This is a genomic window from Arthrobacter sp. R-11, from assembly GCF_049913155.1.
In the GTDB taxonomy this organism is placed as follows: Bacteria; Actinomycetota; Actinomycetes; order Actinomycetales; family Micrococcaceae; genus Arthrobacter.
The window spans coordinates 3,776,114-3,798,726 of record NZ_CP183979.1 but is presented as its reverse complement, the minus strand read 5'-3'; the positions used below and the strand labels follow the sequence as shown (position 1 = coordinate 3,798,726).

General features: G+C 69.3%; 18 protein-coding genes. 11 read left to right on the top strand and 7 right to left on the bottom strand.

Annotation, left to right across the window (positions count from 1 at the left end; translation table 11 throughout):
* Nucleotides 1–5: 5 nt before the first annotated feature.
* Both ACN9M4_RS17280 and ACN9M4_RS17275 read right to left on the bottom strand, forming a co-directional pair.
* Nucleotides 6–521 carry a GNAT family N-acetyltransferase gene (locus ACN9M4_RS17280; protein WP_426300040.1) on the bottom strand — a complete coding sequence of 172 codons (516 nt, stop codon included), beginning with the start codon at nucleotides 519–521 and terminating at the stop codon, nucleotides 6–8.
* Nucleotides 518–1,387 carry a ribokinase gene (locus ACN9M4_RS17275; protein ID WP_426300038.1) on the bottom strand — a complete coding sequence of 290 codons (870 nt, stop codon included), beginning with the start codon at nucleotides 1,385–1,387 and terminating at the stop codon, nucleotides 518–520. Before ACN9M4_RS17275 ends, ACN9M4_RS17280 begins: the two co-directional genes overlap by 4 nt.
* Before the next feature lie 240 nt (nucleotides 1,388–1,627).
* On the opposite strand from ACN9M4_RS17275, the gene ACN9M4_RS17270 reads away from it, so the two are divergent.
* Together ACN9M4_RS17270 and ACN9M4_RS17265 are read left to right on the top strand one after the other, a co-directional pair.
* Nucleotides 1,628–3,085 carry an MFS transporter gene (locus ACN9M4_RS17270; RefSeq protein WP_426300036.1) on the top strand — a complete coding sequence of 486 codons (1,458 nt, stop codon included), beginning with the start codon at nucleotides 1,628–1,630 and terminating at the stop codon, nucleotides 3,083–3,085.
* Nucleotides 3,086–3,119: 34 nt separating this feature from the next.
* A complete protein-coding gene (locus ACN9M4_RS17265) occupies nucleotides 3,120–4,082 on the top strand; it encodes a nucleoside hydrolase (RefSeq protein WP_426300034.1) in 963 nt (320 codons plus the stop codon).
* 29 nt (nucleotides 4,083–4,111) lie between these two features.
* Here the strand turns inward: ACN9M4_RS17265 and ACN9M4_RS17260 are convergent, their stop codons facing one another.
* Nucleotides 4,112–5,365, bottom strand: a complete 1,254-nt coding sequence (locus tag ACN9M4_RS17260) for an Nramp family divalent metal transporter (RefSeq protein ID WP_426300032.1) — start codon at nucleotides 5,363–5,365, stop codon at nucleotides 4,112–4,114.
* A gap of 165 nt (nucleotides 5,366–5,530) precedes the next feature.
* Here ACN9M4_RS17260 and ACN9M4_RS17255 point away from each other — a divergent pair, with 165 nt between their 5' ends.
* From ACN9M4_RS17255 to ACN9M4_RS17230, 6 genes are all read left to right on the top strand, one after another.
* Nucleotides 5,531–6,502, top strand: a complete 972-nt coding sequence (locus ACN9M4_RS17255; RefSeq protein ID WP_426300030.1) for an Lrp/AsnC family transcriptional regulator — start codon at nucleotides 5,531–5,533, stop codon at nucleotides 6,500–6,502.
* Between the two features lie 287 nt (nucleotides 6,503–6,789).
* Nucleotides 6,790–8,217, top strand: coding sequence for an amidase family protein (locus ACN9M4_RS17250; protein ID WP_426300028.1), 1,428 nt, complete (start codon nucleotides 6,790–6,792; stop codon nucleotides 8,215–8,217).
* Nucleotides 8,214–8,501 carry a hypothetical protein gene (locus ACN9M4_RS17245; RefSeq protein ID WP_426300026.1) on the top strand — a complete coding sequence of 96 codons (288 nt, stop codon included), beginning with the start codon at nucleotides 8,214–8,216 and terminating at the stop codon, nucleotides 8,499–8,501. The genes ACN9M4_RS17250 and ACN9M4_RS17245 overlap by 4 nt, the downstream gene beginning before the upstream one ends.
* A complete protein-coding gene (locus ACN9M4_RS17240; RefSeq protein WP_426300024.1) occupies nucleotides 8,501–9,961 on the top strand; it encodes a sodium:solute symporter family protein in 1,461 nt (486 codons plus the stop codon). Before ACN9M4_RS17245 ends, ACN9M4_RS17240 begins: the two co-directional genes overlap by 1 nt.
* A gap of 41 nt (nucleotides 9,962–10,002) precedes the next feature.
* The gene (locus tag ACN9M4_RS17235; protein WP_426300022.1) at nucleotides 10,003–11,265 is read left to right on the top strand and encodes a CaiB/BaiF CoA transferase family protein; all 1,263 of its coding nucleotides are present in this window, start codon (nucleotides 10,003–10,005) and stop codon (nucleotides 11,263–11,265) included.
* On the top strand, nucleotides 11,262–12,794 hold the full coding sequence (locus tag ACN9M4_RS17230) for a carboxyl transferase domain-containing protein (protein ID WP_426300020.1): 1,533 nt from the start codon (nucleotides 11,262–11,264) through the stop codon (nucleotides 12,792–12,794). Before ACN9M4_RS17235 ends, ACN9M4_RS17230 begins: the two co-directional genes overlap by 4 nt.
* A gap of 97 nt (nucleotides 12,795–12,891) precedes the next feature.
* Here the strand turns inward: ACN9M4_RS17230 and ACN9M4_RS17225 are convergent, their stop codons facing one another.
* The 3 genes from ACN9M4_RS17225 to ACN9M4_RS17215 all read right to left on the bottom strand — a co-directional run bounded on the left by ACN9M4_RS17225 (nucleotide 12,892) and on the right by ACN9M4_RS17215 (nucleotide 17,185).
* The gene (locus tag ACN9M4_RS17225; RefSeq protein ID WP_426300018.1) at nucleotides 12,892–14,490 is read right to left on the bottom strand and encodes a phytoene desaturase family protein; all 1,599 of its coding nucleotides are present in this window, start codon (nucleotides 14,488–14,490) and stop codon (nucleotides 12,892–12,894) included.
* A 145-nt stretch (nucleotides 14,491–14,635) separates the two neighbouring features.
* Complete coding sequence (locus tag ACN9M4_RS17220; protein ID WP_426300016.1) at nucleotides 14,636–15,925, bottom strand: MFS transporter; 1,290 nt, start codon at nucleotides 15,923–15,925, stop codon at nucleotides 14,636–14,638.
* Between the two features lie 24 nt (nucleotides 15,926–15,949).
* A complete protein-coding gene (locus ACN9M4_RS17215; RefSeq protein ID WP_426300014.1) occupies nucleotides 15,950–17,185 on the bottom strand; it encodes a M20 metallopeptidase family protein in 1,236 nt (411 codons plus the stop codon).
* Between the two features lie 143 nt (nucleotides 17,186–17,328).
* Here ACN9M4_RS17215 and ACN9M4_RS17210 point away from each other — a divergent pair, with 143 nt between their 5' ends.
* Both ACN9M4_RS17210 and ACN9M4_RS17205 read left to right on the top strand, forming a co-directional pair.
* Nucleotides 17,329–18,357 (top strand): Lrp/AsnC family transcriptional regulator, encoded by a 1,029-nt coding sequence (locus tag ACN9M4_RS17210; protein ID WP_426300012.1) that lies wholly within the window; start codon nucleotides 17,329–17,331, stop codon nucleotides 18,355–18,357.
* 78 nt (nucleotides 18,358–18,435) lie between these two features.
* On the top strand, nucleotides 18,436–19,830 hold the full coding sequence (locus ACN9M4_RS17205; protein WP_426300010.1) for an MFS transporter: 1,395 nt from the start codon (nucleotides 18,436–18,438) through the stop codon (nucleotides 19,828–19,830).
* On the opposite strand, the gene ACN9M4_RS17200 is transcribed toward ACN9M4_RS17205, so the two are convergent.
* Nucleotides 19,831–20,535, bottom strand: coding sequence for an SAM-dependent methyltransferase (locus ACN9M4_RS17200; protein WP_426300008.1), 705 nt, complete (start codon nucleotides 20,533–20,535; stop codon nucleotides 19,831–19,833).
* Nucleotides 20,536–20,859: 324 nt separating this feature from the next.
* Between ACN9M4_RS17200 and ACN9M4_RS17195 the strand changes: the two genes are divergently transcribed.
* Nucleotides 20,860–22,605 (top strand): DEAD/DEAH box helicase, encoded by a 1,746-nt coding sequence (locus tag ACN9M4_RS17195; protein WP_426300006.1) that lies wholly within the window; start codon nucleotides 20,860–20,862, stop codon nucleotides 22,603–22,605.
* The last annotated feature ends 8 nt before the right edge of the window (nucleotides 22,606–22,613 follow it).

Below are 22,613 nucleotides of genomic sequence, written 5' to 3'. Positions count from 1 at the left end.
CCGCCTCACAGCACGTGGCGGAAGACCCAGAGGTCCTTCGGGCCGCCGTCGAAACTCCAGTCCCGCTCCGGAACCCGCACGAAACCCAGCGATCCGTAGAGCCGGTGTGCCGGCGTCATCCAGGCGCCGCTGGTGATCGCCACGGCGTCCACGCCGTCCAGCGAACGGGCGTGGTCCAGGATCCGCCGGACGATCTCCCGTCCCACGCCCAGTCCTTGCGCGGCCGGGTCCACGGCCAGCATGCGGAACTCGATCTCGCCGTCGAGCGCAACCTCGGTGTATTTCCGGCCCGGATGGGTGAGCATCACCGAGCCCACGGCCCGGCCGCCGGATTCGGCGATCCACAGCTCGGCGTGCCTGGCCCGCTGTTCCACGTCGCCCAGGATGGCCAGGTAGGGGTGGCCTTCGGTGAGGTGACCGGCGTCGAGGTAGGCCGCGAGCGTGATGCGCCGGATCTCGGCGAAGTCGCCTGCCTCGGCCTTCCGGATGCGGAGGGCGGTGCCTGTATCAGCCACCGTCACGCGGACGCAGCCCCGACGTAGGAATCCAGGCGGCCGAGCTCCGGCTGCGAGGAGTGCTGCCCCACGGCGTCGGCCCCTACCGCATTGGCGGCCGCGAGCGCCTGCTCGTCGCTGAGGCCGTTGCGCAGGCCCAGCACAAAGGCGGCGCAGAAGGCGTCTCCCGCCCCGATCGTGTTGACCACCGCGGTGCGGCGGCCGGCGGCGCGGGCCACCTCCTTGCCGTCCCGGAACAGGGCCGAGCCGTCCTTCCCGTAGGTCACGGCCACCAAGCGGGCCTGCGCCAGTTCCGGGATGAGCTCGTATTCGGTTTCGTTGACGATCACCAGGTCGCAGCGCTGCACCAGTTCCGCCGGCAGGGGCTGTGCCGGGGCGGCGTTGAGGGCGAAGAAGCCGGGGTGCCTGCGGGAGGCCTCGATGACGACGTTCAGGCCCACCTCGAGTTGGCAAAGAAGGATCTCGTCTTCGGCGAAGGCAACGCCGTCCAGGGACACCTCGCCGTTGGCGCCCGGGCACACGACGATCTGGTTCTCGCCGGCGCTGTCGACGACGATCAGTGCGGTTCCGGTGGGCGTGCTGCGGTGCGCGACGTCGGCCACGTCCACGCCCGCGGCGGTGAGCGCCTCGATCATTTCGCGGCCGGCGTCGTCGTCGCCGACGGCGCCGATCATCCGGGCGGAGCCGTCGAGGCGGGCTGCAGCGGCGGCCTGGTTGGCGCCTTTGCCGCCCGGCTGCCTGCTCAATGCCCCGCCGCCGATGGTTTCCCCTGCCGTGGGGAGGCGCTCCGCGGTGGCGATGAGGTCAAGGTTGATGCTGCCGAGCACGGTGAGGGCGCGGCGGTTCGGCACAGGCCGGATCGAAGAAGTCATGGGGGACAGTGTAGTCATTTTCACACTTAAATGTTGTACTTGCTCGTAATACGTGCTTGTATAACAACTCGAATCCACCGAGGGTTCCGTCAACCCCGACCCGAGAAACCCCGACCCGAGAAACCCCGACCCGAGAAACCCCGACCCGAGAAACCCCAACCCGAGAAACCCCAACCCGAGAAACCCCAACCCGAGAAACCCCGACCCAGAAACACTGCCCGACGAACAAGGGAGTTTGTTGTGATTTCCTCACCCGCCAACGCGCCTGCCGCCAACGCGCCTGCCGCCAACGCGCCTGCCGCCGACGCCCAACACGGCCCCGCCGAAGCGCAGCCCGCCGGCCGCCGCCCCAAGGCCGCCGTCCTCATCACCACGCTCCTGCTGGGTGTGCTGTCGTTCCAGCTCAACGCCAGCATGGTCACCCCGGCGCTGCCGCAGATCGGCGCGCATTTCGGCGCCGACGCCGGAGCGGTGGCCCAGGTGCAGTCCATGTTCTTCCTGGCCGGCGCCATCTCCGGCCCCATCATGGGCCGCTGGAGCGACTTCATCGGCCGCCGCCGCGCACTCCTGCTGGTGCTCGGGGTCATGGCCGTGGGCACCGTGCTGTGCCTGCTCGCTCCCAGCCTTCCGCTGCTGGTCGTGGGCCGCTTCCTCCAGGGCGTTTCCAGCGCCATTTTCGCGCTCGCCTACATCGTGCTCCGGGAAAACCTCGATGCCCGCTCCTTCGGGACCTCCGTGGGCATCATCGCCGCGGTCAACGGCGGAATCGCAGGGTTCGACGGCTACGCGGGCGGGCTGATGACCGAGGCCTTCGGCTTCCAGTCGATCTTCCTCGTGGTCCTGGGCCTCGCCGCGGTCGCCGCCGTATGCATAATCCGCTTCGTCCCCGCCGGCGGTGCGGCAGCTGCCAGCGGCCGCATGGATTGGTGGGGAGCGGCACTCCTCTCGGCGTTCCTGGTCTGCCTGAGCTACTTCGTCAGCACCGGCTCCTCCGCGGGCTGGACGTCCGTCCCCGCGCTCGCCCTGCTGGCCGGGACCGTGGCCGCGTTCATCGCTTTCTGCGCGGCGGAAAAGCGCCGCAGCTCGCCCTTGATCGCCGTGCACCACCTGCGCTCCCGCCAGGTCTGGACCGTCATCGCCACCACCGTGCTTACCCTCGCCGGCATCTTCGCGATCATGAACTTCACCGTGGTGCTGCTCAGCCAGGACGGCAAGAACGGCTTCGGCTTCAGCGCCTCCCTTTCGGCATTGCTCTTCCTCACCCCGGCCGCCCTCATCGGCGTTTTCGCCGCGCCCCTGGCCGGCTGGTTGACGGGCCGGATGGGCTGGATCAGGACGCTGCGCATCGGCACCGCGCTGAGCCTGGCCTGCGCCGTGGCAGCCGCCCTCTTCGCCGGAAACGAGTGGGCAGTCCTGGCCGCCGTCGCCGCCCTCGGCATCTTCTACAACGGCTTCTTCCTCACCGCCATCAACGGACTCTCCGTGCTCCTCTCGCCCAAGGAAGCCCCGGGTTCCCTGCCCGGCATCAACGGGGCCTCCTTCGGCACCGGGGCGAGCCTCGGCGTCGTCCTCGTGGCACCGTTCGCCGGGCTCGGCACCCAGGGCGGCTACGGCGTCGCGCTCTGGATTTCGGTGGGCATCACCGCCGCGGCGCTGCTGGTCAGCCTCCTGGTCCCCGCCCCCGACGCCTCCGCCTAAGCCCGCACCTCACAACAGAAAGCGATACCCAGACATGCTGCCCTTCTACCTGGACTGCGACACCGGAATCGACGACGCCCTGGCGCTGGCCTACCTGCTGGCCGCGCCGGAGGCCCGGCTGCTCGGCATCGGCAGCGTCAGCGGGAACGTGGCCTCTGCCACCGGCGCCGTGAATACGCTTGACCTCCTGCGCCTGGCCGGCCGGCCGGAGATTCCGGTGGCGGTGGGGGCGCATGACTTCCAGGCCCGGGCGTTCGACGGCGGTGCTCCCCACGTGCACGGCGCCAACGGCATCGGCGGGGTGGCGCTGCCCAAGTCGGACGCCGCGCCGCTGGCCGAAACCGCCGCTGAAATGCTGGTCCGCCTGGCCCACGAAAACCCAGGCGAACTGCGCGTGCTGGCCATCGGCCCGCTGACCAACATCGCCGAGGCCCTGCGCCTGGAACCGCGGCTGCCCGAACTGGTCGCCGAGGTCACGATCATGGGCGGCGCCGCCATGGTTCCGGGGAACATCAGCCCGGTGGCCGAAGCCAACATCGGCAACGATCCCGAGGCAGCCCGCGAGGTCCTCGCCGCCCCGTGGAACATCAAGCTGGTGCCGCTGGACGTGACCATGAGCAACGTGCTGGAAGAGGAACACCGGCTCGAACTGCTCGCCTCGGACAGCCCGCTGGCCCGTGCCCTGGGCGAGATGCTGGGCTACTACTACCGCTTCTACGAGGGCATCTTCGGCCGCGCCTGCTCGGCGATGCACGATCCCCTCGCCGCCGCGGTGGCCGTGGACGCCGTCGCCCTGCGCATCGCGCCGGTGGTCCATGTGGAGGTCGACGCCGGCGACGGCCCGGGCCGCGGGCAGACCCTCTGCGACCTGCGTGGTGTGCACCTCGGATTCCCGGAGCAGGCCGGTGCCCACTGCCAGGTGGTCCTGGAACTCGAAGAGGACTTCGCGCCGCACCTGATGGCTGCGCTGCTGGCACCCGTGCCGGTGGAACCCTAAGCCGCTACGGGACCGGCCGGGCCCTGGAATCAGGACTGGCCGGTCACCGTCAGGGCAATGAGCACGCAGTTCAGTCCCACGATCAGGGTGGCGCTGGTCCAGCCGGCGATTTTCAGGGCCTTGGAGTCGGTGTGGATGCCCATGACACGGCGGTTGCCGGTCAGGCGGATCAGCGGGATCAGGGCGAAGGGGATGCCGAAGCTGAGCAGCACCTGGCTGAGGACGAGCGCGAGGGTCGGTTCGATGCCGGCGCCTAGGATGATGAGGGCCGGAATCAGGGTGATCACGCGGCGGACCAGCAACGGGATGCGGACCTTCAGCAGCCCGCCCATGATGGTGGCGCCCGCGTAGCAGCCTACCGACGTCGAGGCCAGGCCCGACGCCAGCAAACCGATCGCGAAGACGACGCCGATTGCCGGTCCGAGGGCGGAGGTGACAGCCGCGTGGGCACCCGCAATCGTGTCGGTTCCCTCGATGCCGCGCAGGCTTGAGGCGGCGAGCAGCAGCATTGAAATGTTCACGACGCCGGCCAGCAGCAGAGCTCCGACGACGTCGAAGCGGGTGGCCCGGATCAGCCGGGTCCGCACCGCCGGGTCCTCGGAGAAGCCGTGCCGGTCCCGGGCCAGCGCCGAGTGCAGGTAGATCGCGTGGGGCATCACGGTGGCGCCCAGCATGCTCGCGGCGAGCAGGACGGTGTCCGTGCCCTCAAAGCGGGGAAGCAGACCGCCCAGGGCGCTGCCGGCGTCGGGGGCGTTGACGAACAGGCCGGACATGAACCCGACGGCGATGACTCCCAGCAGCACGAGGATCGCGTACTCGAAGGTCCGCTGCCCCCGCTGCGACTGAAGTGCCAGGAGCGCCATGGAGGCCAGGCCAATGATGACGCCGCCGGCCAGCAACGGGAGGCCGAACAGCAGGTTCAGTGCCACGGCACCGCCGATCACCTCGGCCATGTCCGTCGCCCCCGCAACGATCTCGGCCTGGGCCCAGTACAGGCGGCGCCGCTTGGTGCCGAGGCGCTTCCCGAGGATCTCCGGCAGGCTCATGCCGGTGGCCAGGCCCAGCTTCGCCGACTGGTACTGCACCAGCACCGCCATGGCGTTGGCCATGACCAGCACCCACACCAGCAGGTAGCCGTAGCTGGCGCCGGCGGTGAGGTTCGCAGCGACGTTGCCCGGATCGACGTAGGCGATGGCCGCCACGAAGGCCGGCCCAAGCAGCAGGAGGCGGGACCATACCTTTGCCGGTCCGGTGCGTGTTTGGAGGGTGGCGGTTGTAGCCATCAAGGGTCCTTCGGTCAGGGCGTCTGCTACGAGGATACCCAATATTTAGGCACACCGAAAATATGATTTTAGGGCAGCCGCTCAACTGCCGGGCCTTCCGGCCCCCGGCACCTTACCGCAGCGTGGGTACGACGCCCGCGCCGGCAAGGCGGCATAATCGGGTGGATGGTCATGAATGCACCCTTGCGCGAGCTGGACGGGCTGGACCGGCGGATCGTCGGGGCCCTCCAGGTCAACGGCCGTGCATCCTGGCGCCGCATCGCCGAGGTGCTGGGGGAGTCCTTCAGTACCGTGACCCGGCGCGGCATGGCCTTGCTGGAATCCGGGACGGTCCGGGTTGCCGGGCTCGTGACGCTCGGCCCCACCCACCTGGTGGAGGTCCAGTGCGAACCGGCAAAACTGGCCGGCATCGCGGAGGAGCTGGCCAAGGACCCCGACGCGAACTTCCTTTACGCCCTCACCAGCCCCACCCGACTGCTCTTCGAAGTCCAGGCCCGCCCGGGCAGGCTCTCCAGCCTGGTGCTTGAGGAGCTTCCCGGGCTCGACGGCGTCACCCAGGTGAACGCCTGGCCGCTCATGGAGTACTTCCGCACCGTGGCCGAATGGCACCCCGGCCCCGTCACCGCCGAGGAAACCGCGGCCCTTCAGGACTTTCCCTCGCCGGTGACCCGGCCAAGTGCCAGCGCCATCCTCGACGACGTCGATACCCGCCTGGTGCAGCTGCTGGTCGAGGACGGCCGCGTCCCGGTGGCCGACCTCGGTGAGGCCGTGGGCCTCTCGGCCCCGGCCGTCCGGCGCCGGCTCAATACCTTGTTTGAACAGGACACCCTCACCGTCCGGGCCATTGTCGAGCCGGCGGACATCGGCCTGCCCATCGAGGCCGTCATCTGGGTCCGCACAGCACCTACGGACGTTGCCGAGGTCGGCCGCCTCCTCGGCGGCGAAGCGGCGGTGCGTTACGCCGCCATGGCGCTGGGTGAGTTCCAGATCATGGCCAACGTGACCCTCCCGAGCCTGAATGAACTGCGCGACTTCCTGCTCGAGTCCCCTTGGGCCGGGCGCGCCCTCGCGGTGCGCAGCTCCCTCGTCGTCCGCGCGTACAAGCGCGGCGGCGTGCGCATGCCCGAACGCTCCTGACGAGCCGCTCGCCCGGGGCGAGCGGCGCCGGGGCCCAGCCCCTCCTGACCTTTCTTGAAACGCGAAGGCCCGCGACATGCCGTGAACCACGGAGCGTCGCGGGCCTTGCCGCGTCAAAGAAGGTCAGGACGGTCGCCGCGCCTTGGCCGTCTCTGACGCTTCCGCGCGCCAAAGAAACTCTCCCCTACCCCTAGCCAAATGTGATTGGCACCACTATGGTGATTCATTAACTCCAACTGAGGCGAATGAACGGCTCAAAAGGAAATAAAACAAAGGCTCAATGAATCATGACGAATGAATTGGTGTACCGCAGGGCGGTGGAGCTCGCAACGCTCCTGCGCTCCCGCGAGGTATCCGCCGTCGAGGTGCTCGAAGCCCACCTCGACCAGATCGACCGCTTCAACCCGCTCGTGAACGCCGTGGTCACCATCGACGAAGATGGTGCCCGCGCAGCCGCGGCGGCGGCCGACCGCAAGATCGCCGCAGGCGAACCGCTCGGGCCCCTGCACGGGCTGCCCATCAGCTTCAAGGACACCGCCCGCACGGCCGGAATGCGGACCACCTTCGGGCACCCGCGCCACGCGGACCTCGTGCCGGAAAGCAACGACCTGCACGTGCAGCGCATCCTGGACGCCGGAGCGATCCGCGTGGGCAAGACCAACGTGCCTGAGTACGCCGCCGGCTCCCACACCTTCAACCGGCTCTTCGGCACCACCCGGAACCCCTACGATCCCTCCAAGTCGGCCGGCGGCAGCAGCGGCGGAGCGGCGGCGGCCCTGGCCTCCGGCTTCCAGCCGATCGCCGACGGCAGCGACATGGGCGGCTCCCTGCGCAACCCGGCCTCGTTCTGCAACGTGGTGGGCCTGCGCCCGACGCCGGGCATGGTCCCCAACACCGACGGCGGCAACGTCTTCTTCCCGCTGGGTGTCGCCGGTCCGATGGGCCGCACCGCGGAGGACGCTGCGCTGCTGTTCTCGGCCATGCGCGGTGCCACCCCGGACGATCCCTTCTCCTTCTTCCCGGCCGAGGAAGGGCATGCCGGAGATCCGTCCCCCCAGGACTTCGCCGGACTGCGCATCGCCTACGCCCCCACCCTCGGCGGCCGGATCCCCGTTGCCCGCGAAGTCCTGGACGTGCTGGATCCCCAGGCCAAGGCGCTGGCGGGCCTCGGCGCCCACGTGGAGATCGACTGCCCGGACCTGGAGGGCTCGGAGGAAGTGTTCCGCGTCTTGCGGGCAGCCAGCTTTTACGCGGCCTGGGGAGACGAGCTCGACGCCGAACCCGGCCTCTTCAACCACTTCCTCGCCGGGAACATCCGCGACGGCGCCGGCCTGAGCGGGCGCGACGTGTTCCGTGCCGAGGAAGGCATGACCCGGCTCATCCGCAAGGCGGCGGAGTTCTTCAACCACTACGACCTTGTGATTGCGCCGGCCTCGCAAGTTGCGCCGTTCGACGCGGAGCTCGAATACCCCACCGAAATCGAGGGGCAGCAGCTGACGAGCTACCTCGACTGGATGCGCGCCCCCTACCTGTTCACCCCGCTGGGACTCCCGGCCCTGTCCGTCCCGGCCGGCTTCACGCCGTCGGGCCTTCCCGTCGGCCTCCAGATGATCGGCGCACGCGGCAGCGATGTCCGCCTGCTCCGCCTGGCCTCGGCCTTCGAAAAACTCTCATCCTGCTCAGCCGTTCGCCCCCAAGGAGCTGCAGTCCTATGAGTACCACCCTCGCATCACCCAAGCGGCTTGCCATCGCCGCCGTCCCCGTCATCGGCATGATCATCACCCCGTTCCTGCCCTTTGTCTCTTCCCCCACCCTTTGGCTGGGCCTGCCCGCCGCGATCGTCTGGATGGGCCTGATGATCATCGCCACGGTGGCGGCGTTGCAGATCATCGAGCGAAGCTACCTGCGCGAAGGCGGCGCCGAGCTGGACCGGCTCGAACTCGAGCTTTCCGAACAGCGGCGCGCTGCACTCGACGTGAACGGACCGGAGGCCCACTGATGCTTACTGTCGCCATCATCATCGGAATCATCGGCATCGGTGCCCTCGGCATCGCGGGCCGCCGCCGCCAGACCGAGCTCTCCGGCTGGACGGTCGGAAAACGCGATCTGCCCCGCTGGACCACCTGGTTCCTGCAGGCCGGCGAGTCCCTGACCACCTTCAGCTTCCTCGGCCTGGCGGGCATCGCCTTCGGCGGCGGCGTCGCCGCGCTCTTCGCGGTCGCCTACCTGACCATCACCTGCATCCTCCAGTACTTCGTGGTCCCGCGGCAGCGTGAACTCGGCGCAAACCGCGGCTACCTGACCATGGCCGACTTCTTCCGGGACCGCTTCAAGAGCAAGTCCCTGGGCAAGACGGTGGCCCTCGTTGGTGCCGTCTTCCTGATCCCGTACCTGCAACTGCAGATCACCGGCCTCGGCCTGATCGTCCAGTTGGCCACCGGCAGTGAATCGGCCCGCGGGTACAGCATGGCCGTGGCGAGCGTCCTGGTGGTCGTCTTCGTCATCTGGGCGGGCATCCGCGGCTTGGCCAAGGTGGCCATCTTCAAGGACTTCGCCATGCTCGCGGCCCTCGTGATCGTCCTGGCCGGCGTGATCGCAGGCATCGGCGGCATCCCGGACATCTTCGCCAAGGTCATCGACACGGCCCCGGACTACCTCACCATCACCCATCCCGGCTTCGACGCCACCTTCTGGGTGACCTCGGTGATCGTCACGAGCATCGGCGCCGGCCTGAACACCTTCCCGCACCTGTGGCCGCCGGTCCTTGCCGCCAAGAGCGGCGCCGTGCTCCGGGACAACGTCAAGTGGCTCGCCATCTACCAGTTCCTGCTGCTCATCCCCATCACGGCCGGCATCGCCGCCACGCTCATCCTCGACCCGAAGACCAAGGGCAACCAGGTCCTGCTGAGCGTCGCCCAGCACACCCTGCCCGAACCCCTCATCGCGGTCATCGCGATCGGCGGTGCGGCTGCCGCCATGGTTCCGGCGGGCGCGATCGCCATGGGCATCTCCTCGCTGGTCTCGAACAACCTGCTCACGGTCAAGAACCCCAAGCTGCGGTTCCGGATCAACCACGTGGTGGTCGCCGTCGCCGTCGGCCTGGCCCTGGTGTTCGGCCTCGCGAAGTCGGACATCGGCGCGCTGCTCCTGCTCACCTACGGCGGCCTCACGCAGCTGGCTCCCGCCGTCGCGATTGCCATCGGCCGCAAGGTGCGCGTCGGAGCCGTGCCGGTCAACCTGGGCATCATTGTCGGCACGCTCACGGTCGCCGTCATCACCTTCGGGAACATCCCCACGGGCGGCGTGGATTCGGGCCTTATTGCCCTCGCCCCGAACCTCCTGGTCCTCGTCATCGGGGAGTTCATCCGGCGCCGCCGCAACCCGCTGGCGGTCCAGGACACCGCCGACGACGGCGCGGATTCGCTCCCGGGACGCCCGGCGGTAGGGGCCCAGGCATGACGGGCCCAGGCATGACGGGCCCAGGCATGACGGGCCCAGGCATGACCGGCCCAGGCTTGACGGGCGCCGCAAGCGGACCGCTGGACGGCAGGCTCGTCGTCGATCTCTCCCGCGCGCTCGCCGGCCCGCACGCCGGCATGATGCTCGGCGACCTCGGCGCCCGGGTCATCAAGGTGGAAAATCCCGACGGCGGCGACGACACCCGCGGCTGGGGTCCGCCCTTCGTGGACACCCCGGAAGGCCGCGAGTCGACGTACTTCCTCTCCTGCAACCGGAACAAGGAATCACTGCGCCTGGACCTGAAATCCGCAGACGGCCAGGAAACCCTCCGCGAACTCCTGCGCCGGGCGGACGTGCTGATCGAGAACTTCCGCCCCGGCACCCTGGACCGGCTGGGCTTCGACCCCGCCACCCTCGAGGAACTCAACCCGCGGCTTATCGTGCTGGCCATCAGCGGCTTCGGCCACGACGGACCGGAAGGCCGCCGCGCAGGCTACGACCAGATCGCTCAAGGCGAGGCCGGCCTGATGTCCCTCACCGGCTCCGGCCCGGAGGACCTGCAGCGCGTGGGCGTGCCGATCGGGGACGTCCTGGCCGGCATCCACGGCGCCTACGGGGTGCTCGCGGCCCTGCTCGAACGGGAACGGAGCGGCCGCGGGAAAGTGGTGCGCACCTCGCTGCTCTCCTCGATCGTGGGCGTGCTGGCCTTCCAGGGCACCCGCTGGACCGTGGGCGGCCAGGTGCCGCAGGCCCAGGGCAACCACCACCCGTCCATCGCGCCATATGGGCTCTTCCGCTGCGACGGCGGGGCCGTGCAGATCGCCGTCGGCTCCGAAGGACTCTGGCAACGCTTCGCCAGCGAGTTCGGGCTGCCCGCCGCGGACGAACGCTGGAAGGACAATCAGTCCCGCGTGGCCAACCGGGACGGGCTCATTGAGGCCATCGAGGCCGTCTTTGCGGAGGCCGGTTCGGAGGACCTGCTCGCCCGGCTGGAAGCTGCGGGCATTCCCGCCGGCCGGGTGCGTTCCCTGGACGAGGTCTTCGCCTGGGAGCAGACGCGCAGCCAGCACCTGCTCCTGGACATCGAGCACCCTACGCTCGGCCGGATCGAGATCCCGGGTTCCCCGTTGCGTTTCTTCGACGGCGACGGCGCCGAAACCACCCGCTTGCGGCACGCCGCCCCGCCGCGGCTCGGCGAGCACGACGAAAGCATCCGGGCCTGGCTGGGCGAAAATCAATGGCTGGATGAGGATGCCCTGCTCGGCGCCTCAAGCGCCGGAGCCGCCGGGGTGGGGACACCATGACGGCGGTGCTTGAGAGCGGGCGCACCCGGCCCGTCCGGCTGCGCGGTGCCGACCTGTTGGAACAGCTCCTCGACGCCGGCAGTTTCCGCAACTGGGACCGGCCGCCGTCCGTCCCGGCCGGCGCCGCGCGGTCCTACCTCGACGACCTGGAGCGGGCCCGCGAACGAAGCGGCGCCGACGAAGCCGTGCTGTCCGGCGAGGGACTGATCGACGGCCACCCCGTCGCCGTGCTGGCCAGCGAGTTCACCTTCCTGGGCGGCTCGATCGGCCGGGCCACCGCGGACCGGATCGTCGCGGCGATCGAGGAAGCGGGCCGGCGCCGACTACCCCTCATCGCAGGACCGGCCTCCGGCGGCACCCGCATGCAGGAGGGCACGCTCGCCTTCCTGCAGATGGTGCGGATCACCGAAGCCCTCACGTCCTATAAGGCGCTCGGACTGCCCTACATGGCGTACCTGCGGCATCCCACCACGGGCGGGGTGTTCGCGTCCTGGGGTTCCCTGGGCCACCTGACTGTCGCCGAGCCCGGCGCCCTGGTGGGCTTCCTCGGCCCCAAGGTCTACGCAGGGCTGAAGGGGGAGGAGTTTCCCGCCGGCATCCAGTCCAGCGGGCACCTGCTCGCCCACGGAACCGTCGACGCCGTCCTGGACGTTGCTGGCTTCCGGAACGTCGCCGCCGGGGTGCTGGGGATCCTGGCGGGCAGCGGAGCGGCCGCTCTGTTTGCAGCGCCCGACGGCGGCGCCGGGCCCGCCCGTCAGGGTTCCGTGTGGGACTCGGTCCTGCGCAGCCGGGATCCCGGCCGTCCGGGACTGGCGGAACTGCTCGACGCCGGTTTCGGCCGCACTGTCCGGCTGTCCGGAACGGGACGCGGCGAGCTGTCGGCGAGTACGGCCGTCGTGCTGGCAGAGCTGCCGGAACCCGGCGGTCACGGCACCCGTCCGGTCGTCGTCGTCGGGCAGGACCGTGCGGCACAACGCGCCGGTGCGGTGCTGGATGCCGCGGGGCTGGCGCAGGCCCGCCGCGGCATGCGCCTGGCGCAGGACCTCGGGCTGCCGCTGGTCACCGTGGTGGACACCCCGGGCGCCGAACTTTCGGTCCAGGCCGAGGAGGCCGGGATCGCCGGGGGTATTGCCGACTGCATCGCAGGGCTGCTGCAGCTCACGGTGCCCAATGTGGCGATCCTGATGGGCGAGGGCACCGGCGGCGGGGCGCTGGCGCTCGCGGCCACCCGCCGGACCGTGGCCGCGGAGCATGCCTGGTTGGCGCCGCTGCCGCCCGAAGGCGCCAGCCTGATCGTGCACGGCAACACCGCGCACGCCCGGGAGCTGGCGGAGCAGCAGCGGATCGGCGCCCGCGAACTGTTCGACGACGGCGCCGTGCACGAACTGGTCGGCGAAGCTCTGCCGGGCGGGGACCCGGGTTTCTGCCGCCGCCTCGTTTCCGCGGCCGCGCGGCAGTTGGCGGCGCAGGAAAGGCTCGCCGTTCACGAGGGTGAGTCGCAGGAACGGCGGGGAGGCCGTAACTCCTGACCTTCTTTGAACGGCGAGGGCCCGCGGCACACCGTGAACTACGGAGTGCCGCGGGCTTTGCCGCGCCAAAGAGGGTCAGGAAAGTTCGGCCGGGTCGTCAGCCTTCCTGCCCGGCCAGCTCTTCCAGGACGGCCATTGCGGCGTTGTGGCCGCCGATGCCGCTCACCCCGCCGCCGCGCCGGGCACCGGCGCCGCAGATGAGGATGCGCGGATTGCCGGTGCCGACGCCCCATCGTTCGGCCGGGGTGTTCCGCGGCGCGTCGTCGTCGAGGAAGGGCCATTGCAGGGGGCCGTGGAAGATGTTGCCGCCGGGCATGTTGAGGGCGTGTTCAAGGTCCAGGGTGGTCTTGCATTCGATGCACGGCCTGCCGTTGGCGTCCTTGAGGATCAGCTCGTCGATCGGCTCGGCGAGCACCGAATTCAGGGAGGCGAGCACGGCCGCCTGGAGTTCCGCACGGCGGACGTCGTTGTTTTCCTCGGTGATCCAGCGGTCGGGAACGTGCAGGCCGAACACGGTGAGCGTCTGCGCCCCGGCCGCGGCGAGTTCGGGCGAAAGGATGCTCGGATCCGTCAGGGAGTGGCAGTAGATTTCGCAGGGCAGCGGGTCCGGGATGGCTCCGCGGACTGCTTCCTGGAACGCTTCCTGGAGCTGTCCGTAGCCTTCGTTGATGTGGAATGTTCCGCCGAACGCGGCTTCGGGGGCCACGGACTCGTCGTTGAGCCTGGGCAGCCGGGCGAGCAACATGTTCACCTTGATCTGCGCGCCTTCGGGGCGCGCGGAGTCCGCGGGGGAGTTGCCCGGCAGGCCGTTGAGGACCCAGGGGGCAACGTTGGCCAGGACGTGCCGCCCCTCGGCAGTGTGCTCCGCGCCGCCGAACCCCTCATCTGCCAGACGGTAGCGGACGCCGCCGTCGGCCGAAACCGAGGTGACTTCCGCGCCGGTGAGCAGCGTCGCCCCGGCCTCGCGGGCCGCGCGTTCGAGCTCCCGGGAAACGGCGCCCATGCCGCCGATCGGGATGTCCCAATCGCCTGTTTCGTTTCCGACGACGTGGTAGAGGAAGCAGCGGTTGGCGTCCAGCGAGGGGTCGTCGAGGGAAGTGAAGGTCCCGATCAGGGCGTCGGTCGCCACGACGCCGCGGACGACGTCGTTTCCGAAGCGCCGGGCGATGGCCCGGCCCAGCGGCTGTTCGATGAGCTCGTCCCACAGGGCGTCGTCGTCGAGCAGCTTGCGGGCCTCGGAACGGCTCGGCAGCGGTCCGCAGAAGGTGGGGAACAGGGCCCGGGCCAGGCGCCCGGTGTCGGCGTTGAACTCCCGCATGGCGTCGAAGTCGGCGGCGCTGCCGGTGACGCGCTCGAAAGAACCGCGGGTCGCCTCGGCGTCGCCGCCGTCGATCAGCAAGCCGGTGGAGGTTTGGCCGGGCACCGGGGTGTAGGAGGAATAGCGGCGGCGGGCCAGTTCGACGTCCAGTCCGAGGTCCTCGATGATCTGCTTCGGCATCAGGCTGACCAGGTATGAGTACCGGGACAGGCGGGCGTCCACACCGTCGAAGGCGGCGGCCGAGACGGCGGCCCCTCCGAGGTGGTCATCGCGTTCGAGCAGGAGCACGTCCTTGCCCGCCCGCGCCAGGTAGGCCGCGGCCGTGAGGCCGTTGTGGCCTCCGCCAACAATTACAACGTCGTAAGAGGTGGTGTTCATGCGCCATTCTCCAACACATCCGGCCCCCATCCCGGAAGGACATGTCCCCTCCAAGCGGTGAAGGATGGACATATGCGCAATATGTCCACTCTTCGTGCCGGGCAGAGGACATGTCCCCTGTGGTCCGGCTGGTGGCAAACAGTTCCTAGTGCGTCAGGTCCTTGCCCTTCGTCTCCGGGATCGTGAACACGAAGGCGATGCCGATGGCCAGCAGCACCACGGCGTAGACGTTGAACAGGTTGCCCTGGCCGGTGCTCGCCAGCCAGCTCTGCAGGTAGGGGGCGGTGCCGCCGAAGGCTGCGACGCAGATGGAGTAGGGGACGCCGACGCCCACGGTGCGGATCTTGGTGGGGAACAGTTCCGCGTAGACGGCCGGGACGATTGCGGCGCTCGCAGCGATAAAGAAGAGCATCACGGACATGCCCACGGCCAGCTGCCACGGGGAGTCCTTCAGCAGCCAGGTCATCGGGAAGTGCAGCAGCGCCGCACCGCTGGCACCGGCGATGAGCACGGGCTTGCGGCCAATCCGGTCCGAGAGCTTGCCCCAGAACGGGAGGGCGGCAATGAACACGATGTTGCCCACCACGCTGGCCCACAGCGCTGCGCCGCGGTCCATCTTGAGGGTGGTGGCGGCGTAGCTCGGGGCCACGACACCCCAGACGTAGTAGATGACGGTCAGGCCCACGGTGAGCCCGATGACCTGCAGGGCCTGCTTGCGGTGCCGGAAGATCTGCGGCCAGATCGGATCGTGCTTCTCCTTGACGGTCTCGGCTTCGAACGCCTCCGTCTCCTTCATCCGGGCCCGCATCACGAGCGCGTAGACGCCGAGGATGCCGCCCAGGATGAACGGGATACGCCAGCCCCAGGCGGCCATGTCCGCCTTGGTCAGCACCGCGGACAGGACAGCGCCCAGGAGCGTTCCAAGCAGGATGCCCACCGTGCCCGAGGTGTAGATGAGCGTGGCCCAGAAGCCGCGCTTCTCTTTGGGGGCCATTTCCGAAAGATACGTCTGCGACGACGGCAGCTCGCCGCCGTGCGCCAGGCCCTGGATGAGACGGGCGAACAGCAGCATGATCGAGGCGAAGACGCCCACCGATTCGAAGGTGGGCGCGACGCCGATCAGCAGGCTGCCGAAGGCACCGAGGGCGACGGCAAAGGTCATGGACGTCTTGCGGCCGATCCGGTCGCCGATCCAGCCGAACACGAATCCGCCGAACGGGCGGGCCACGAAGCCGACGGCGAAGATCGCCAGGGTGGAGAGGATGGCCGAGGTGGGGTCGGCGCTGCTGAACAGGGCGCTCGCGATGAAGGGGGCGAAGGTGGCGTAGATGGCCCAGTCGTACCATTCGACGGCGTTGCCGATGCCGGTGCCGACGAGGGTGCGCAGGTGCGACTTGTGTTCCTGGACGGGAACCGGGGTGCCTGTGGTGGTCATGTCATGCTCCAAACGGGGGAGTGGTCAGTTGCGGGCGCCGGCAAGGGCGGCGATGCGGGAGACGGCCAGTTCTGCGTAGAGCGCTGCGCCGTCGGCCAGCACGCCGTCGTCGAAGGTGGCAAAGGGGGAGTGGTTGTAGGCGGCGGCGTGGGGGTCCGTCCCCTTCGGGACGGCGCTGAGTCCGATGAACGTGCCGGGCACCTCGGCCATGACCCGGGAGAAATCCTCCGATCCGCTGAGCGGGGTGGCCCAGCGGGTGTGGCGGGACTCGCCGAACATTTCCTGGATGGTCTTCTCGGCGGTGGTGGTTTCGTCTTCATTGGTGACGCTGAGCGGGTATTCGCCGCGGTAGTCCACATCCACGTCCAGGCCGTGGGCGGCGGCGATGCCCTGGAGGAGCGCCGGGACGGCCTTCATCATGCGCTCGCGGGAGGCCTCGGAGAAGGTCCGGATGGTCGCTTCGAAGCGGGCGGTTTCCGGGATGACGTTGCGCTTTGTCCCGGCCTGCAACACCCCCACCGTGAGGACCACGGGATCGAACATGTTGAACTGCCGGGTGATCATCACCTGCAATGCGGTGACCATCTCGGCGGCTGCCGTCACCGGATCCTTGGCCGCGAACGGCGCGGAACCGTGACCGCCGGCGCCGAGCACCGTGACGAACAGGCCGTCCGAGGCGCTCATGATCACGCCCGGCTTGGTGCAGAACTGGCCGTACGGTTCCATCGCGGAGAAGACGTGCATGCCGTAGGCGGCGTCCACCCTGCGTCCCGCAGCGTCCAGGACGCCTTCGCGGATCATGTGCCCCGCGCCGTCGAATCCCTCTTCGCCGGGCTGGAACATCAGCACCACGTCCCCGGCCAACTGCTCCCGGCGCTCGGACAACAGGGTCGCGGCGCCGGCCAGCATGGCGGTGTGGAGGTCGTGTCCGCAGGCGTGCATGGCGCCGTCCACGGTGGAGGTGTAGTCCACGCCGCTGCGCTCCTGCACGGGCAGGGCGTCCATGTCCGCGCGCAGCAGCACGGCCGGCTTCTCAGCTGGGTTTCCGTCTGCGGCGCCGGGTGCGCCGCCGCGCAATACCGCGGTGACCGACGTCGTGCTCTCACCCAGGGTGATCTCGTACGGCAGGCCGTCGAGCGCCTTGAGCACCTTCTCCTGCGTGCGCGGAAGGTCAAGGCCGATTTCGGGCTCGCGGTGGAGTTCGTGGCGGAACCGGACAATGTCTTCCTGGAGTTCCCGGGCGTCTGCGGCGATGGTCATGCGACGTGGTCTGCCTTTCCGAATGGTCGGTAATACTCTCCAAGCAATTGTGGAGTGATGCCGTTCACATCCGTCCAAATGGCTGGAAAAATCCAAGAATGCGATGATTCATGCAGGATTCGTGCATCAATGTAGGAGTGGCGATGGAACTGAGCGAGGAGGACCTGGGGCTCATCAATGCCCTGCAAATCGCCCCGCGGATCAGCTGGTCCGACGCCGCCGGAGTGCTCGGCGTCCACGCCACCACCCTCGCGGCGCGCTGGGAGCGGCTCCGCTCGGCCGGCGCGGCCTGGACCACCGCCCACCTGATCGGCGACCCGAAGCAGATGTGCCTGGCCCTGGTGGACATCGACTGTGACATGCGGCTCCGGGCGGACGTCACCGCGGCATTGGCGGCGATCCCCGAAGTGGTGACCGTGGAGGAGGCCGCCAGCAACCGGGACCTCATCCTTACGGTCATCACGCCCACCCTTGCCGCGTTCACCGATACGGTGGTGCCGCAGTTCAAGGAGATCAAGGGGCTCCAGAAATACCGCACCTCCCTCTGCACCCGGCTGCACACCGGCGGCCATGCCTGGCGCCTGAACGTGCTGGACCGCTCGCAGCAGGCCGCGCTCAAGGCCCTCGCCGGCCCCGAAGTCTCCGCGGCCGCGGCGCCCGTGGGCCCGGAGCTGCCGCAGAGCCACCTGGACCTGATCCCCTTCCTCGCCCAGGACGGCCGGGCGACGGCGGCGGACATGGCCCGCGCGCTGGGCCGCAACCCCGCCACCGTGCAGCGTCAGCTCAACCGCCTGCTCGCCAGCCACGTGCTGTCCTTCCGCTGCGAGGTGGCGCAGAAGTTCTCCGGCTACCCCGTGACCTGCCAATGGTTCGCCAACGTCCCGGCCGGCCAACACGAGGCCGCGGCTGCCGAACTGCGCGGCTTCCGGAACCTCCGGCTCAGCGCGTCGACCACCGGGCGTACCAACTTCGTGATCGTTATGTGGCTGCATTCGCTTTCGGACGTGATGAACGCCGAACTCGCCCTGCAGCAACGTATTCCCGGCATCGAACTGGTGGAAAGCGTGGTGGTCCTCAGCTCGGCCAAGCGCGTCGGCTGGATGCTGAACCCGGATACGACGGCGAGTGGCGCCGTCGTCGTCCCCGTCGCCGAACTGAACCCGACGGCGTAGCTACCGCCGCTGATTGCTGCTGTTTGTATCCTCCCAAAAAACAACAAAAACAATCATCGAAGTTGTTAGGCTTGGCCAATGACCCACGACGACCTCTCGGCCGGGATCCTGCGCCGCCCCTACCTCCTGGCCACGGTGGGTTCCTGTGCCCTGGTGTTCATGGTCGCCTTCGAAGCCATGGCCGTCACCACGATCATGCCGCGCGTGGGCCTCGAACTGGACGGCCTTGAACTCTACGCCCTGGCCTTCGCCGCACCCCTGGCCACGAGCGTGGTGGGCATGGTGGTGGCCGGGAACTGGGCCGACCGGCGTGGACCGGCAGGGCCGCTCTATGCTTCGGTGGCGCTGTTCACGGCCGGGCTGCTCATCGCGGGCACGGCCCTGAGCATGCCGGTGTTCGTCGCCGGCCGCTTCGTGCAGGGCCTTGGCGGCGGCGCGATGACCGTGGCCCTCTACGTGATGATTGCCCGCGCGTATCCCGCTCGGCTGCACGCGAAGATGTTCGCCGCGTTCGCAGCCGTGTGGGTGATTCCGTCGATGGTAGGGCCGTTTGCCGCCGGCGTGGTGGCCGAGTTGATCGGCTGGCACTGGGTCTTCCTTGGTGTGGTGGTCCTTGTGGTTCCGGCGGTGGCGATGACGGTTCCGGCCTTGCGCCAGATGCGCGGGCCGGCTGACGGTGCAGGCACCGCAAGCAACTCTGTGCCCTGGAAGCTGGGCCGGATCGGCTGGGCGGTGCTGGCCGGCGTCGCGGTCCTCGGCCTGAACCTCTCCGGGCAAGTGCCGGTGGCGGGCTGGTTGCTGGCCATCGTCGCCCTGTTCGTTGCACTGTTTGCCGCGCGGCCGCTACTGCCCCGCGGCACCCTCATCGCCGGCCGCGGGCTGCCGAGCGTGATCCTGCTGCGCGGCGTGGTTTCCGCGGCCTTCTTCGGCGCCGAGGTCTACATGCCCTACCTCCTCACCGAGCGCTACGGGTTCTCCCCGGCGTTTGCGGGGCTCGCGATCACGGGCTCGGCTCTGGCATGGGCCACGTCCTCGGGAATCCAGGGCCGCTGGGGTGGCCGGATCAGCAACGCCGTGGCCATCCGGACCGGCACCTGGGTGGTGCTCGCCGTCCTGCTGCTGGAGCTTGCCGCCGTGCTCTTCGCCTGGCCGCCCCTGCCGGCCATCATCTGCTGGACTTTCGGCGGCGCCGGCATGGGCCTGATGTTCCCGCGGTTGAGCACGCTGACCATCGGCCTGTCCGAGCCCGACGCCCAGGGCTTCAACAGCTCTGCCCTGTCTATCTCCGACTCCATTGGCAGCGCCCTGGCCCTGGCCATGGCGGGGATGGTGTTCAACCTGCTCGCAGCCGGGTACGCCTTTGCCGGGGTATTCGCACTGACGGCGGTGATCGCCGTCATCGGGATGCTGGTGTCCCCGCGGGCCAGCGACATCGCGCCGCAGTCCAAGGCCACGGTCCTCGCCCGGAACTGACTAACGCTTGTTCCGGGTGGCCCGCAGCACCGTGTCCACGAGCGTCCTGCTTTCGCCGTCGGCACCGGTGACGAAGCGTTCCCGGGTTTCGAGGACGTTCACGGTCCAGGCGTCCAGGACGCCGTCGAGAGCGGCGGCGAGTTCCTCCGGCGTGTAGAACGTCTCCCGCGCCGGGTGCTGGCCCTGCGGGTAGTGGCCCACCACCAGCAGCGTCCCGCCCGGCGCCACAGCCCCGGCCGCCGTCGCCGCGGATGCGCGCCAGTCCAGCAACGGGGAATGCAGGTACTGGGAGGACACCAGCCCGTAGCCCGTATCCGGCCGCCACGTTGCCAGGTCCTGCCGTTGGAAGCTGATCCGTTCCGCAACAGCCGACTCGGCGGCGTGCGCGGACGCGCGTTCAAGCGCGACGGCGGAAACGTCGACGGCGGTGACCGCCCAGCCCTGCTGTGCGAGCCAGATCGCGTCGGCACCTTCGCCGCAGCCAAGATCCAGTGCTGTGGCGTTGTGCCCGGGAACCGAGCCGGCCGCTTCCACCACCAGCTGGGGGTTCGGCCTGCCGCTCCAGATCCGCGACTGCTCGCGGTACCTGTCGTCCCACAGCTGCTCCGCACTCTCGGCACCGGCACCGAAAGTGTGGGCTCCGCCGTCGTGGTTTCCGCCGTCGCCGTGCTGCCCGCCGGAGGTGTGCGTTCCGCTGTGTTCCACCTTGGCTTCCTTTCGTTCGTGCTCCCATCTTGCCCCGCAAATGGCCCGGGAGCCCGGGAATCCGCTGGCGGTGGAATTCCTCGGTGGAATTCCTGGCGCCCGGCCCCTGTTAGACTGGACGAACTTGATGTGCAATGGGAGGCCCGCGCGTGCGGGCCTTGTTCATGTGAGAGGCACATCCTGCGTCGATGAACGCGTTCGGTCCCGGCCCCGGCTTCCCGCCAGGCGGTTGACCACTGACTTTTTCCTCGGCGAACCCCTGGCCCAACCGGCGTCGGGGGCCGATGCCCGGACGGGCGCCGCCAGAAAGAACCCACGAAACACATGACTACTTTTGCTGCCCTTGGCACGCCCAAAGCCATCGCCGAATCCCTCGCAGCCAACGGCATCGAAGAAGCCTTCCCCATCCAGGTCAAGACCCTCCCGGACACGCTCGCAGGCCGTGACGTGCTGGGCCGCGGCCGCACCGGGTCCGGCAAGACCATCGCCTTCGCCATCCCGCTGGTAGCCCGCCTGGCCGAGCGCGAGGCCGCGTACTTCCGCAAGCCCGGACGCCCCATGGGCCTGGTCCTGGCGCCCACCCGCGAACTCGCTACGCAGATCAACGCCACGGTGGAACCGCTGGCCAAGGCCATGGGCCTGAACACCACGGTGATCTACGGCGGCGTCTCCCAGACCCGCCAGGAGAAGGCACTCGGCGCCGGCGTGGACATCGTCATCGCCTGCCCGGGCCGCCTGGAAGACCTCATCCGCCAGCGCATCGTGACCCTCGAAAGCGTCGAGATCACCGTGCTGGACGAGGCGGACCACATGGCCGACCTAGGCTTCCTCCCCGTGGTCAAGAAGCTCATGGACATGACCCCGTCCCAGGGCCAGCGGCTGCTTTTCTCGGCAACCCTGGACAACGGTGTGGACAAGCTGGTCCACCGTTATCTGTCCAACCCGCTGACCCACTCGGTCGATGACCCGCAGGCGGCCGTGACCACCATGGAACACCACGTCCTGGTGGTCAACGACCAGACCGTCAAGAAGCAGCTGGTTGTCGAACTGGCATCCGGAACCGGGCGCCGCGTGCTCTTCATGCGCACCAAGCACCACGCCCGCAAGCTGGCCAAGCAGCTCACCGACGTCGGGATCCCCGCCGTCGACCTGCACGGCAACCTCTCGCAGAATGCCCGTGACCGCAACCTTGCCGAGTTCTCCTCCGGTGACGTGCGCGTGCTGGTGGCCACCGACGTCGCGGCCCGCGGCGTGCACGTCGACGACGTCGAACTGGTCATCCACGTTGACCCGCCCACCGAGCACAAGGCTTACCTGCACCGCTCCGGCCGTACGGCCCGCGCCGGTTCCGAAGGCACCGTGGTCACGCTGACGCTCCCCGAGCAGCAGCAGGACGTCAAGAAGCTCATGAAGGCGGCCGGCGTGGACGTCTCCTTCGAGCGCGTCACCGCGAACTCCCCGCTGGTGGCCGAGCTCGTGGGCGACATCGCCGAGAAGGTTGATCCGCGCACCCGTGCGGCCCTGTTGGCGGCCAAGGCCCAGCCGCAGGGCGGCGGCACCTCCACCGGCGCCAACGCCCAGCGCAAGCGGGCCCGTCGTTCCGGCCAGGCGGCTCCTACCGCGGGTGGCCGTGGCGGACGCGGCGGACGCGGCAAGGTTTCGGCCGAGCCCGTACGCACGGACCTGAACCGTGCCGACCGACGTGCCGCAGCGAACGAGGACGTTGCCCGCAACCCGCGCGGCCGCGGCAACGGTTCCGGCCACCGCAACGACGTCCCGGCCGCCCAGGGCCAGGGTGCCGGCAAGGGCGGCCGCGGCGGACGCCCGGCCACCGGCCAGCGCGCCGGCGGTTCCCGCTCGGCGTCGGCCCCGCGTTCGGCATCGGCAACCAGCACCCGTGGCGCTTCCGCGGGAACCTCCGGCAACAAGGCCGTTTGGTCCTCCAACAGCGGCGGCACCTCCGGCGGCTCCTACGGCTCGGGTTCCGGCAACTCCGGTTCCGGCCGCCCGGCCCGCAGCGGTCCGCGCCGGGCCTCGGCTCCGGCGTCGAACGAGCGCCGCGGCCGCTAGTCCCCACC

What these genes read in the sequence shown, in the direction of transcription:
- ACN9M4_RS17275 (WP_426300038.1), bottom strand. Translation starts at nt 1,387, where the DNA reads ATGACTTCTTCGATCCGGCCTGTGCCGAACCGCCGCGCCCTCACCGTG.
- ACN9M4_RS17265 (WP_426300034.1), top strand. Translation starts at nt 3,120, where the DNA reads ATGCTGCCCTTCTACCTGGACTGCGACACCGGAATCGACGACGCCCTG.
- ACN9M4_RS17260 (WP_426300032.1), bottom strand. Translation starts at nt 5,365, where the DNA reads ATGGCTACAACCGCCACCCTCCAAACACGCACCGGACCGGCAAAGGTA.
- ACN9M4_RS17255 (WP_426300030.1), top strand. Translation starts at nt 5,531, where the DNA reads ATGGTCATGAATGCACCCTTGCGCGAGCTGGACGGGCTGGACCGGCGG.
- ACN9M4_RS17250 (WP_426300028.1), top strand. Translation starts at nt 6,790, where the DNA reads ATGACGAATGAATTGGTGTACCGCAGGGCGGTGGAGCTCGCAACGCTC.
- ACN9M4_RS17245 (WP_426300026.1), top strand. Translation starts at nt 8,214, where the DNA reads ATGAGTACCACCCTCGCATCACCCAAGCGGCTTGCCATCGCCGCCGTC.
- ACN9M4_RS17240 (WP_426300024.1), top strand. Translation starts at nt 8,501, where the DNA reads ATGCTTACTGTCGCCATCATCATCGGAATCATCGGCATCGGTGCCCTC.
- ACN9M4_RS17235 (WP_426300022.1), top strand. Translation starts at nt 10,003, where the DNA reads ATGACCGGCCCAGGCTTGACGGGCGCCGCAAGCGGACCGCTGGACGGC.
- ACN9M4_RS17230 (WP_426300020.1), top strand. Translation starts at nt 11,262, where the DNA reads ATGACGGCGGTGCTTGAGAGCGGGCGCACCCGGCCCGTCCGGCTGCGC.
- ACN9M4_RS17225 (WP_426300018.1), bottom strand. Translation starts at nt 14,490, where the DNA reads ATGAACACCACCTCTTACGACGTTGTAATTGTTGGCGGAGGCCACAAC.
- ACN9M4_RS17220 (WP_426300016.1), bottom strand. Translation starts at nt 15,925, where the DNA reads ATGACCACCACAGGCACCCCGGTTCCCGTCCAGGAACACAAGTCGCAC.
- ACN9M4_RS17215 (WP_426300014.1), bottom strand. Translation starts at nt 17,185, where the DNA reads ATGACCATCGCCGCAGACGCCCGGGAACTCCAGGAAGACATTGTCCGG.
- ACN9M4_RS17210 (WP_426300012.1), top strand. Translation starts at nt 17,329, where the DNA reads ATGGAACTGAGCGAGGAGGACCTGGGGCTCATCAATGCCCTGCAAATC.
- ACN9M4_RS17205 (WP_426300010.1), top strand. Translation starts at nt 18,436, where the DNA reads ATGACCCACGACGACCTCTCGGCCGGGATCCTGCGCCGCCCCTACCTC.
- ACN9M4_RS17195 (WP_426300006.1), top strand. Translation starts at nt 20,860, where the DNA reads ATGACTACTTTTGCTGCCCTTGGCACGCCCAAAGCCATCGCCGAATCC.